This is a genomic window from Thiomicrospira microaerophila (genome assembly GCF_000934765.1).
Taxonomy (GTDB): domain Bacteria; phylum Pseudomonadota; class Gammaproteobacteria; order Thiomicrospirales; family Thiomicrospiraceae; genus Thiomicrospira; species Thiomicrospira microaerophila.
Genome location: NZ_JYNN01000025.1, coordinates 25,899 through 38,587, shown reverse-complemented (window position 1 = coordinate 38,587; position 12,689 = coordinate 25,899). Strand labels below are relative to the sequence as shown.

Below are 12,689 nucleotides of genomic sequence, written 5' to 3'. Positions count from 1 at the left end.
GAAACGCAACCGATTCATAGGTGGCACGTTCTATTTTGCGGCTGGAGAATACACCGGTGGCATAGCCATAGACCAACAAGCTAATTAATAAACTGGGGTGGTAGGCGCTACTACCGCGCAAACCATAACTGTTTTCAATTTGGGTTAAATCAAGCTGGTCAACGACCTCGACGACAAAACGTGCAAGATGGTCATCAGGCAGCCATTCATCTAAGGTTGGCGGTAGAAGATATCCGCTAAGGCGGTCTATTGGGCGAAAGCGACTCATTGTTTTTATCTCATAAGTAATATGGGCATATTTTAACACATATCGTCTTTTAGCATATTATTGTTTGATTAGTCCGACAGGCTCCTAGGTTTAATTTTTGTTCGTATTCAGTAATCAAGGCATCAAGATTTTCTTTGACTGCTTTCTGACGCGACTCTCTATCATTCTCCGCATGGACTTGATCTGCTATCGTTTTGTAAAAATTGCATAAGTCTGTGGCTTTTTCCGCATCCCAGTAAGGCGTAAAAAGCATATCAAGCTCGGCAATAAAAAAATGCTTGGCTAATTTATGCAGGGCTTTATCACGGGTTGAAAACAGCCAAATATCATGCGGTTCGTTTACACGGTAATTTTGCTGCCATCTTCTCAGGTAAGTTAAATCCCATGCCGCATTATGCAGGCCTGCTTTAAGCTTTTCTGGGTTATCCGAACCAATCCCTTTTAGCATCCCAGATTCACGCGCCGGACTAAAATACATGGACACAAAATGAGTGACTACATTGTTCAAGAGCATTTCTTCGTGCATCCACTGAATAAATGCTTTCATTTTTTCTTGCCCGGTCAAACCGCTTGTTCGCACCAGTTCTACTACTTTCATTAAATATAAATAATTTAACCTCCAGTGATTCAGCTTCTTTGAAAACTCATCATCTGGCACCTCATTAACAATTGGAGGTCTTGGAATTCTTCTAGCACCTTGCAAATTACTTCTTTTCCCCAATGCGATTTCTGCATAGATGTCAGGTTCAATATTGTCAGCCTTTCTAAAAAACTCTAACTCTTCTAGAGCTTGCTCATGACTCGACTTTTGCGCTCTTTCATAAAGGGCAATATTGGGTTCAACCAGTATGCCACTCAAAATAAAAAAATACATTAAAGCACAAGCCAATTTTTCATTTTCATGTCCGTTAATGTCTTCACCTTTGCCCAGCTTGACCAAGGTCGTAAATACATTCAAATCAATCATGCTACCAACAAACACACCCTCGTCATGCTGAGCACGAATATAAGGAAATATTTCATAAGGTTCAGCCAAGTTTGATGGACTGGTGATAAAGGGTTGCGCCTCATTTAGAATCGACTGCATGCCGTCAAACAGTTTAGGATTTGTCTGCACCTGGATCACTTCAATAGACTCCATTAGCCAACCTCTCTAAGCTTTGAACCCACCCATCAAAATGCGCGCACTTTGCTCTTATTTGATCCAATCCGATATCATTGGCAATCAGCGTGCCTTGCACGACTTTGTCGTATTCGGGCATCAGTTGCAAAATGCGTTTTGAGGGTGCGGTTTGCGGGCTGTCGTTGATATTTTCCGGTGTTTGAAAAGACATTGCAATTTGCTCTAAGGCTTGCACATTTTTTTGATCTGTCCAATCGGCAAATGCTTGCACATTGCTAAATAAAAGCGCTTCAAACTCATGCACTAATAAATTTGGAATAAAGTTACGTTCGTTTATGTCTTGCGCTAAGGCGGTTTGCAAATACTGGGCTTTTTGCTGACCTGTTGCTAATCCCGCATAAGCATCATTATTTTTGGCGGGAAAATCATTGGGCAAACCATAAAGATCAAACAGAGTTGTCACCCAAGCTGTTTGTTTTTCGCGGCATTGGCGGATAATCTGCGGTTTTACTTTGCTGTAACTTTTCAGGCCACCTTTAAAACCGCGTTTGGTTTCAACCAAAATGGCGTCAATATAAATACCCGTTCTAAGAAAATGCTCATACAAAACTTCGCGCACAAAGGTTTCTTCGGTTTGCCCTTCTACCATCACATAAACGCGCTTCATCTTGACGGTCTCCCGCCTAGGAGGTTTTTAGTCCAGAGTTCACCTAGGCTATAGTCTTCTAACCATGAGCTAAGTTCATCAGGATTAAGTCGTTTAAAGGTCGATGCGCCCTCTTTTTTATCAACAACGATGACATCTTCGACTTCAAATTGGTTGAGCAATTCGACCGATTGAGTAGAAATTATCAATTGATGGCGTTCTGCGGCAGAACGCATCAGTGAACCCAAAACCGTAATCGCGTAGGGGTGAAGACCTAACTCGGGTTCGTCAATTAAAATCGTCGGCGGGCAGAGTTCGTCTGGCTGCATTAATACCGTTGCCAAACAAATAAACCTGAGCGTGCCGTCCGATAAAGCACTGGCGGTAAAAGGCGTGTCTTGATTTTTTTCGACCCACTCGAGTTGAATCTTTTCCGCATTGCCGATGGTCGGACGCAAAATAAAATCGCCAAAAAACGGCGCAACTAATTGAATGGTTTTTACAATGCGTTTGTAATGGGATTCATATTCTTGTTTAAGTCGATAAAGAAACGCGGCAAGATTACTGGCATCTTCTTTAAGGTAAAGATTGTCGTTTATGCCATGTATTTGCTTTACCTTGGCGGATGCACTGGTGTCATGAAAATGATAGATATTTAATTTTTTTATACCTTCGATTACTTTATCAAGATGGTTAATCCCAGCATCATTACTTTTATAAAACTGATTGCTTGTTTCAAAATGTCCGAATGTAGAAACTTCTTTTCCATAACTATCTAAAAAAATAACTTCTCTTTGAAACATCATTCGATTATCCGAAGTTGGTTTTAATTCGAACTTATAGCAACTAATACCAAAACGTAATTCAACCGATATTTGTTCCGTTGTTTTACGCCCATAATGCAGTAGCGCATCCGGCCCGCCTTGTTCGCTCACTGTTAATTGCAGTTGCTCATCAAGGATTTTACGAATCAACTTGAAAAAGCCAATAAAGTTGGATTTACCCGCGCCATTGGCACCAATCAAAACATTGAGCATAGTAAGCTCTAAATGACATTCTTCAATAGACTTGTAGCCGTCTAAATGCAGCAGAGAAAGCTGATCAGAGTCGATTACTGGCTTGCTAATTTGTCGTTCTGTCACAATAGAGTTTCCTAGTTATTCTTCGGGTCCAAGACACGCTGGACCCGGTCGGAGAAGAGGTTGGCGGCTAGAACTAGGATGAACATAAACACAAAGGCGCTGAATAATGACCACCAAACCATCGGTTCGCGAGCCATTTCTAGGCGGGCTTGGTTGATCATGTTGCCCCAGCTGTGCATAGTGGGGTCAACGCCGACACCGACATAAGACAAGACCGCTTCCGCCAACACTAACGCACTGAAATCCAACACCACCGCGATCAATACAATATGCATTACGTTCGGCAGGATATGACGGGTAATAATCTTAAACCGACTGACGCCAAACGCGCGCGCCGCGGTGACGTATTCGACTTGGCTGATTTTTAAGGTTTCAGCACGCAATAATCGACACAAGCTGGTCCAACTAGTTAAGCCCAAAATCAGCACCAACACTAGTAAGCGGAAATCCGCGCGTTCGGTGGCAGTTTCAAACCACTGCGGGTTATTGGTAATAATGGTTTGCATTACCAGCACAGAGGCGGCGATTAACAAAATCCCCGGAATCGAATTTAGCGTGGTGTAGAGGTATTGAATGACATCATCGACCCAACCACGGAACAGCCCGGCACTAATCCCCAGAATCAACGCCAATGGCAACATTACCAAGGTGGTGAGCACCCCAATCAACACCCCTGTACGCACGCTTTTAAAGCTTTGATAGAGCACATCGCCGCCGACCTTATCGGTGCCTAGCACATGATAATAATGCCCTAAATAATACAGCCAGGCCAAGATCACCAAGCCGAGCGAAAAGGTTAGATAGGCGGTACGCCAAGGCAAATCGGCTTTGCCCTTTATCACCAGGCCTGCTTGTTCGCCAAAACGCCGCCCCAAAGCACGCGCACGCCAAGCTAAATGCAGGCTAATTAACAATCCACTGAGCGCCAGCGCCACCGCCACGGCAAACAGCGATTTTTGTGTAATATCGGAGGCACGCTGTGACGGGTCAGCTAGATGCGCACCGGCATGAACCAGGTCTAAATGCTGTTGCAACACCCGCCCTGCTTCATCTTTTACTATCGAGCTGCTATGCTCTTTTAGCGCAAAGGGCGCCGAGTAAGTACGTTCAGTTTGGCTGCGAATTTCATTAAACACCCAGTCCAAGGCGCTGGTGGTTTGACCAGCATATTGGCGCTCTTGGCCTGGTGTTTGATCCGGCAAGGCCAAACGAAAATGCAGCGAATCCAACAGCGCAATTGACAAATAAAACAACAAAATAATCGCGGAGGCCATTGCAATTTTCGAACGGAAAATCGCCAGCCATTGCGCTTTGACTTGTGGCGAACGTGAAATCGTCCAACCCCAAGCGACCAGTGCAACCACTAGCCCCCACACCATAATATCTGTCCAAAGCCATACCCACATCATGATAAACGCACCCTTGGATCAAAAATGGTATAGGAAATATCGGTTAGAATCAGGCCGATGATATAAAGCACCGCGCCAAAGAACACCATCGCCTTCACAATCGCGAAATCCTGCGCGTTAATCGCATCTATGGTGTAGCTGCCTAAACCGGGAATACCGAAGAAAGACTCCATAATCAAACTACCCATAAACAGACTCGGAATCACCACCACTACGCCGGTCAAAATCGGCAACATACCGTTACGCAACACGTGTTTAAACAACACACTAATTTCCGATAGCCCTTTGGCACGCGCGGTGCGCACATAATCACGGTTAATTTCTTCCAAGAAAATACTGCGATACCAACGGGTGCCCGCCCCCAAACCGGCAAACACGCCAATCAACACCGGCAAAATCAAAAACTTGACACTCGCCCAACCAGGTTCATAGCCGGATATCGGCACCCAATGCAGGATTTTGCTAAACAGCACCTGGCCGGCAATAATATAAAACAGCCCGGATATCGACATAATCATCACCGCGATCACCATCGCCGTGGTATCGAGCACTGTGGCGCGGAACAGCACAATCAACAACGCCAGCGTAATCGTGGTTATCAACCCAATCGCAAAAGTCGGGAGAGCAATCGCCAAACTCGGCCACATCCGCTCCTGAATATCCGAGGCGATATCGCGCCCGGCATCCGATTTGCCAAAGTCAAACACAAACAATTTTAAGGATTGCTCCACAAATAAGGTATCCGATAACTTAACCAGGCCTGGTTGTTCTGCATTAAAAAACAGCGGCTTGTCATAACCACGTTCTGCTTTCCAACTGGCAATCAACTCCGGCGTGGTTTGTTTCGCCCCCAATTGCGCGCGCGCCATATCATCGGGGGTATTGACCATAAAGAACAACACAAAGGTAATAAAGTTCACCCCAATCAAAATCGGAATGGCATAAATCAAACGCCGAACAATATACGCCATCATGCGTTGCGCCCTCCTGTATTAGACGATTGTGGCTGAATCCGCTGTTGTTGACGCGCACGATAAGCGCTAACCGCCCAAATCGACAACACCAAAATCAATAAAGCTGTCAGCCACAAAGGCCAAACCACCGGACGATTCCACTCCGCTTGTTTTTGCAGGCGCAATTCAGGATCGACGGATAAATATTTAACACTGTTATTGGCTAAACGATTCGGCCAGACATTGTGATACCAACTATGATAAAGCGCCAATGAGCGCGGATGCATACCAAACACCCAAGCCGCATCTTGGCGGACAATTTCGAGCATTTCTTGAATAATCGCTAAACGTTCCGGTGAGTTTTCCATATTACGCATCTGCTCAAACAATCGGTCAAACTCAGGGTTGGCATAATTCGCCGAATTAATGCCCGAACCACCCGTTGCGACTGAACCATTGGGTCCATAAAGCAAAAACAAGAAGTTTTCAGGATCAGGATAATCCGCGCCCCAGCCCCAAAAGAAAATCTGCGCATCGCCCTTGCGTACCTTGTCTTGGAAACGATTGTAATCGGTCGAACGAATCACCAACTCTATGCCGAGTTCTTCAAATTGTTTGCGCATCCAATCCATCCGCGCCCGATCATCCGGCCCCGTCGCCACCGCATCATAATGCAACTGCAAAGGTCGTCCGGTTGCCGGATTGAGGCCATTCGGATAGCCTGCTTGCGCCAATAACGCACGTGCGGTGTCAATCGACTTACGTTGATACTCGCCATTTACCCAGTCATGCACATAGAGATTAACACCTTCTTCACCTTCCAAGTGACCAAATATCCCCGGCGGAATCGGCCCTTGTGCCGCCATGCCGCGTTCATTCATAAAAATCGAAATAAACTCTTCATAGTTGACCGCGATACTAATTGCCTGACGCAATTTCTGCTGGGATTCACTGTAGCCGCCTACCAGCTCATCCAGCATATTAAACGCCAAATAAAACACCGTCGGCTCAATGCCTGATCGCATCTGGATGCCCTTTTCGGCCATCTCCCCAGTTAAATCCAACTCACCACTCACCGACACCTGCACTGCCTGATCAAAGCTATCGGAACTCACGCCCGAAGCATCATAATAGCCTTGTAAAAATTTATTCCAATAAGGCACACTTTCTTTTTCTAGAGTATAGACCACCTCGTCCAACAAAGGTAAGCGTTTGCCCGCATCGCGCAACAGGGTGTCAGGCATGTTATAAGCCAAGCCGCTTTCAGGGTAAAACTGTTCATGAAACACCGGATTGCGTACTAAACGCATCCGCAAGTTTGGGTTGTTTTCAGCCAAATAAAACGGCCCGGTGCCCACCGGAAACGTATTGAAATTGATATTGCGTGCCACCAGGCCTGGTTGCGCATAAAACTGCTCCACTTCCCAAGGCACCGGCGCAAAGAAATTCATCGCCAACCAATACATAAACTGCGGGTACACACCCTCAATCCGAATGCGCAATTGATGATCATTCACCACCTCAACCCCATCAATCTGATAAGGCCGCAAATCAAAAAACGCCTCGCGCGGCTGATCGGCTCGTTCCGCACTCACCTGCTCACTAAATTCACGCAGCCCAACAATATAATTCATCATCGTATCCAGCACCGGCGAATGATTTTGGCGCAACGCCATCCGTTTAACCGCATAGGCATAGTCAGCGGCAGTCAATTCACGCGTAGCGAGTTCAGGCAAATCAAAGGGTGAACGCAACTGGGCGGCTTGTCGCTCGGCTAAAGGGAAATAAATAAACGCACCGTCGGCATCACGCGCAAACGCCGGATGGGGTTGAAATTGAATACCGGGTTTAAGGTTGAGGGTAAATTGCGAATAGGCTAGATCCTCTGCGGTTTGCGCCACCGCTTCACCCTCGGCATTAAAATAACGCACCGATGGCATCTCGGTTAGCGTCAAGGGTTCAAGCGTAAACGGACGTTTTAAATAATGATATTGCAAAGGCGGCTCAAGAATTTGGCTAATAATCTGCCACTCGTTTGAACTATAGGCACGCACGGGGTCTAGGTGCTTGGGCGGCGCTGAAAAGGCAGTAAACAAGGTGTTTGAGCCGACGGCTTCATCGGTATAAGGTTGGTTCCACTGATCCGCACAGCCGGCCATCAAACCAACGGATAACATAAACACAAGCCAAATCGATCCTCGTTTATTAAGCATTTTTTGGTTCACTTTTAAATTCACGTTATAATGGCGCTATTTTATGGCGTCAAATTAAATCAAAATGGAGAAAAATATGGGATTCCTAACTGGAAAACGCGCACTCATTGTCGGTGTTGCCAATAACAAATCTATCGCCTATGGTATTGCAAAACAAATGCATGAGCAAGGCGCAGAGATCGCTTTAACCTATCAGACTGAAAAACTAAAAAGCCGTGTTGAAGGTGTAGCGGCTGAATTAGGCGCCAATATCGTGCTGCCGCTTGACGTGGCTGACGACCAACAGATTGCAGAGGTATTTGCGCAGCTGCAAACCCAATGGCCTGAAGGCTTAGATATTCTTGTTCATTCCGTCGCCTTTGCGCCACGTGAAGAGCTTGAAGGTCGCATGATCGATGCCTCAACCCGCGAAGGTTTTAAAATTGCCCACGACATCAGTGCCTACAGCTTAACCGCGCTGACTAAAGCAGGCCACAGCATGCTTAAAGCGCGCCAAGGTGCTGTAATGACGATTTCTTATTTAGGCGCAGAACGCGCGGTGCCGAACTACAATGTAATGGGGATTGCCAAAGCCTCATTGGAAGCGACTGTGCGCTATCTAGCGGCTGATTTAGGGCAAGACGGCATTCGTGTCAACGCCGTATCTGCCGGCCCGATTCGCACCCTCGCCGCTTCAGGCATCAAAGACTTCCGTTCCATGCTAGATAAAGCGGCACAGGCGACACCACTACGCCGTAATGTAACCATTCACGAAGTAGGCAATACCTGCGCCTTCCTATGCTCTGACCTCGCCTCAGGCATTACCGGCGAAATCACCTATGTCGATGGCGGCTACAACATCACCGCTTCAACCTAAGGGGCACAGGTAATACGATTTTTGGTTTAGGATTGGGTATAAAGGAAAAACATATGCAAAACACCATTTTTGTTTCTGTGGCGGCATTTAATGAATCATTTTTGTCATTCACACTCCAAGATGCACTCTCCAAAGCCAAACATCCTGAACGATTGATTTTCGGTGTCGTTGATCAATACCCCGCCTCACGACGTGAGGAAATGCGCCACCTTTTTACACAACCCAAGCAGCTTCGCTATGTTCACATTGATCCAGTCGAAGCGCGCGGTGTTTGCTGGGCGCGCTCATTAGTCCAATCCCTGTTTAATAACGAAGATTTCTACTTTCAAATAGACTCTCATACTTTTTTTGAGCCGAACTGGGATACTAAACTGATTGAACAATACCAGCAATCACGCCACTTTAGTCAAAAACCCATCTTAAGCGTCTACCCTTTTGGCTTTGAATTTGATGAAAACCTAAATCCTGTAGTTAAAATAAAGCAAAACGCCAAAACAACCCTCGCGCTAGAAGTACATCCTGACACAGATTTAACACCTGATAACGTCGTACTTCGCTTTCGAGCGACACATGTCAATCAGCGTGGTTTTATAGCAGGATTTCATCTAGCAGGCGGGTTTATTTTTACCAGCGGAAATTGGGTTGATGAGATACCCTATGATCCTCGGCTTTATTTTCACGGTGAAGAACAAAACCTAGCGATTCGAAGCTTCACAAGAGGCTGGGATATTTACCACCCGCCCCATATTCCGCTTTATCATCTATACAAAGTGCCCAATACCGCCTATCAAACCCATCATTGGCACGCAGACTGGGAACAACAACGAGATGTAAAATGGCCTGAACTCAAACAACTCGCACACACCAGACTACAAGCCCTATTTGCCAATCAAATACCAGGAGGATTTGGTCTAGGCCGCCACCGCACCCTGGACGAATTCAACCAGTTTTCCGGCATCGACTATACAAACAGAACACTCAACCGTCAAATTCAGCGCCAATGCCAAGGCTGAGCCGAAGCCTAACCCTAAAATATATGCACACGTCTATTCTCGTTCACACGTCGTGCGTCACTGCCATTAAGTTAAGGAATAAATGGCTCCTAGCCTCCCTCATTGCCCTGTCACCCTGCGCGAAGTCGCAGGGTCTATTGCCGCCAGCGGCTGGATCCTGCGACTTCGCACAGGATGACGGCTCTGGGTAAAAGAAATGGGGCATTGCGAGGCCGAAGGCCGTGATAAAAATAACCGTCATCCCGACGAAGGTCGTGATAAAAAAACCCGTCATCCCGGCGAAGGTCGTGATAAAAAACCCGTCATCCCGGCGAAGGTCGTGATAAAAAACCCGTCATCCCGGCGAAGGTCGTGATAAAAAACCCGTCATCCCGGCGAAGGCCGGGATCTCTTGAGGATGTACACCGCAAGGCTTAAAATTTCGGCCTTCGCCGGAATGACGAGACGCCTTAATTTTGGATCAACACGTTACTGGCGGCAGTAAAACCTTTTAACGATAGCTGCAAGACGGTATTTTCAGGTTGGCCTAATCCACGAATCCCGATTTTAGCCTTCTGCCCTGCTCTGAGTTGACGCCATACTTTATTATCTAACGCGATAACAGCGGCACAGCCGTTGGCGTTGCAAGTTAAATAGGGGGCGGAACCGACTTCACCTTCATCGATTTGAATTAGCAGGCCGGGGCGTAAATCCACACCCAATGGCACGCTGATTTCAAGCAAACGCTGCTCGCCGTTTCTTGTCACAATCGCTTGAAGCACACGCTGACTTTGTTCGCCCTGCTCAACTGGGTTAGCAAGCATGATGTATTATTTCCGCGTATTAAAAAGAATAACTCATGCGAAAAACGCACTAACTTTGATATTTCTTGTTTAACCCGGATGCTTCATAAATTCGCGTGATGATCGCGCAGGATATTCGTTTCCCAGTTCTTTTTCTTGAAGGAGCTTCAGTTGACAAAAAAGTGCTGGGGAATCAATAGACCTCTTGCAAAACTAGATACTGATTATGATGTTTACTCCTTGTTGACTGAGGTTTATTAGGCTTTTACTGGTAGAATTTTGTTCGTAAATGCAAACCGTTTGCAAGAGATCCAATAGACAAGCGAGGGCACCTAAATTTTATGAATTATTCGGATTAATGGAGCGATTTATTTTTGTGTGATTGTCAATGCTTTATGCAGTGCGATTGCACTGGTGTTTAGTGCTACATTTTGTAGCCAGACATATGGAGAAGACCGATTATTTCGGGCTTAACAGCGCTTTAACGGGTTTAAAACTTTTGCGATAGCCTTCGATAAGACCGTGCTTTTGAATGGCGGCTAGGTGCGCCGCGGTAGGATAGCCCTTGTGCTGATCAAAACCATATTCCGGGTAGCGCTGATGGAGTTCATCCATTTGTTGATCACGATACACCTTGGCTAAAATGGACGCGGCGCTAATCGCTGGAATCAGCCCATCGCCTTTAATAATCGGCTGACACGGGCAATCTATCTCTGGGCAACGATTACCATCAACCAACACCTGGGAAAAAGGATGGCTTAACTGCGCTATCGCTAGCTTCATCGCTAACATGGTAGCCTGCAAGATATTAAGCTGGTCAATTTGTGCTGGCGAAACACCAACAATCGCAAAATCTAACGCTTGCTGTTTGATTTTCTCGGCCAACAACACACGCTTTTGGTGGCTAAGTTTTTTTGAGTCTTTAAGAGGCAAGTCACAGTCAGCCGGCAAAATCACCGCCGCCGCAACCACTTCACCGATCAGCGGACCACGCCCTACTTCATCGACGCCTACAATAAAATCGGTCACTAAGGGGGAGGCAAACGGCTGATTAAACAAATCCGCTTGGTCCATCAGCTTGCTTTGCTCGGCTTTAAGCCTGCCCAGTCAATCACAGCTTGAGCGGCCAACTGAGCGCTAGGTTGGGTGAGTGTTTGTTTTTGCTTTTCAAACGCGGTCACCTGCGCTTGGCGTAACGCAGACTGCTTACCCGAGTTCTCACCTGACGGTTCAACCAATCTCGTCAGGGCGGATGCCAAATTAGCTGCTGTGGCCTGATCTTGAATCAACTCCTCAACCACCGCTTGTTGAGCCAAAATATTAGGCAAACCAATCCACTGGGTAATCGCTAGCCGTTTCATAATCCAATAGGAAATCGGGTGCACTTTAATCGCAATCACCATCGGTCGTAATATTAATGCGGCTTGCAAGGTAGCCGTACCTGAAGTGACAATAAGCTGATCACTGGCCTCCATCACCTCATTTGCTTGCTGGTCAATTAAATAGACTTTTAGGCCAGCGCCAAACTGGTTAATCGATTGAATCACGCGCGCTTTTGCACGCTGGTGCACACAAGGCACCACGAATGCCATACTCGGATGGGTTTGATGTAAGACTTGTGCGGCCTGTATATAGACATCGGCCATTCGCTCGATCTCAGACAGGCGTGAACCTGGTAGTAGCCCGGTGAGTGCTGTATCTGGCTCGATTCCAAGCTTGAGTCTGGCGGCGCGCTTATCAGGTTGTGAGGGTACTTGATTCGCTAAAGGGTGACCGACAAATGCAACGGGGATCTCATATCGCTGGTAAATCTCAGGTTCAAAGGGAAACAATACCAACATGCCATCCACCGATTGTTTGATTTTAATCAAACGGTTTTGGCGCCAAGCCCACACCGATGGCCCAACATAATGCACCGTTTTAATTGCGGCTTGCTTAAGTTGGCGCTCGACATAAAAGTTAAAATCCGGTGCATCAATACCAATAAAGACATCCGGCTTAAGCGCCAATAAACGCGATATTAATTTTTTACGTAATTTTAGCAGAGAGGGCAAGTGTTTTAATACTTCAAAAAACCCCATCACCGACAAGCGCTCCATCTCAAACCAAGACACCAGCCCTTCAGCTTGCATCAATGGTCCGCCGATGCCAACAAAACCCGCATCAGGATAGGCTTGTTTTAACCCACGAATGAGATCAGCACCAAGAATGTCGCCTGAGCGTTCTCCAGCAACCATGGCAAAAATAGGAGAGGAAGTTGAAGGCGCTAAATCTGACATGAAAT

Annotated in this window: 12 protein-coding genes; 2 read left to right on the top strand and 10 right to left on the bottom strand. The window is 46.5% G+C overall.

Features of this window, described 5'->3' with window-relative positions:
- From NA59_RS09135 to NA59_RS09105, 7 genes are all read right to left on the bottom strand, one after another.
- On the bottom strand, positions 1 to 268 hold a 268-nt coding region (locus NA59_RS09135), incomplete at its 3' end, for a transposase (RefSeq protein ID WP_198401085.1).
- Positions 269 to 317: 49 nt separating this feature from the next.
- Positions 318 to 1,409: a hypothetical protein gene (locus NA59_RS09130; protein WP_044411317.1), complete on the bottom strand. Its 1,092-nt coding sequence runs from the start codon at positions 1,407 to 1,409 to the stop codon at positions 318 to 320.
- A complete protein-coding gene (locus NA59_RS09125) occupies positions 1,396 to 2,058 on the bottom strand; it encodes a DUF4276 family protein (protein ID WP_044411315.1) in 663 nt (220 codons plus the stop codon). Before NA59_RS09125 ends, NA59_RS09130 begins: the two co-directional genes overlap by 14 nt.
- Positions 2,055 to 3,179, bottom strand: a complete 1,125-nt coding sequence (locus tag NA59_RS09120) for an AAA family ATPase (protein WP_198401084.1) — start codon at positions 3,177 to 3,179, stop codon at positions 2,055 to 2,057. Before NA59_RS09120 ends, NA59_RS09125 begins: the two co-directional genes overlap by 4 nt.
- A gap of 11 nt (positions 3,180 to 3,190) precedes the next feature.
- Positions 3,191 to 4,588 carry an ABC transporter permease gene (locus tag NA59_RS09115; protein WP_044411313.1) on the bottom strand — a complete coding sequence of 466 codons (1,398 nt, stop codon included), beginning with the start codon at positions 4,586 to 4,588 and terminating at the stop codon, positions 3,191 to 3,193.
- Positions 4,585 to 5,562: an ABC transporter permease gene (locus NA59_RS09110; RefSeq protein ID WP_044411310.1), complete on the bottom strand. Its 978-nt coding sequence runs from the start codon at positions 5,560 to 5,562 to the stop codon at positions 4,585 to 4,587. Before NA59_RS09110 ends, NA59_RS09115 begins: the two co-directional genes overlap by 4 nt.
- The gene (locus tag NA59_RS09105) at positions 5,559 to 7,718 is read right to left on the bottom strand and encodes an ABC transporter substrate-binding protein (RefSeq protein ID WP_232504069.1); all 2,160 of its coding nucleotides are present in this window, start codon (positions 7,716 to 7,718) and stop codon (positions 5,559 to 5,561) included. The genes NA59_RS09110 and NA59_RS09105 overlap by 4 nt, the downstream gene beginning before the upstream one ends.
- A 112-nt stretch (positions 7,719 to 7,830) precedes the next feature.
- Between NA59_RS09105 and NA59_RS09100 the strand changes: the two genes are divergently transcribed.
- Complete coding sequence (locus tag NA59_RS09100) at positions 7,831 to 8,610, top strand: enoyl-ACP reductase FabI (RefSeq protein WP_044411307.1); 780 nt, start codon at positions 7,831 to 7,833, stop codon at positions 8,608 to 8,610.
- A 53-nt stretch (positions 8,611 to 8,663) separates the two neighbouring features.
- Positions 8,664 to 9,623, top strand: a complete 960-nt coding sequence (locus tag NA59_RS09095) for a GlcNAc-transferase family protein (protein ID WP_044411305.1) — start codon at positions 8,664 to 8,666, stop codon at positions 9,621 to 9,623.
- Between the two features lie 449 nt (positions 9,624 to 10,072).
- On the opposite strand, the gene NA59_RS09090 is transcribed toward NA59_RS09095, so the two are convergent.
- The 3 genes from NA59_RS09090 to lpxB all read right to left on the bottom strand — a co-directional run bounded on the left by NA59_RS09090 (position 10,073) and on the right by lpxB (position 12,684).
- Entirely contained in the window at positions 10,073 to 10,426 is a 354-nt protein-coding gene (locus NA59_RS09090) for an invasion associated locus B family protein (RefSeq protein ID WP_052501575.1), read from the bottom strand.
- A 438-nt stretch (positions 10,427 to 10,864) separates the two neighbouring features.
- Positions 10,865 to 11,479, bottom strand: a complete 615-nt coding sequence (gene rnhB, locus NA59_RS09085) for a ribonuclease HII (protein ID WP_044411302.1) — start codon at positions 11,477 to 11,479, stop codon at positions 10,865 to 10,867.
- The gene (lpxB, locus tag NA59_RS09080; RefSeq protein WP_044411300.1) at positions 11,479 to 12,684 is read right to left on the bottom strand and encodes a lipid-A-disaccharide synthase; all 1,206 of its coding nucleotides are present in this window, start codon (positions 12,682 to 12,684) and stop codon (positions 11,479 to 11,481) included. Before lpxB ends, rnhB begins: the two co-directional genes overlap by 1 nt.
- Between the last annotated feature and the right edge of the window lie 5 nt (positions 12,685 to 12,689).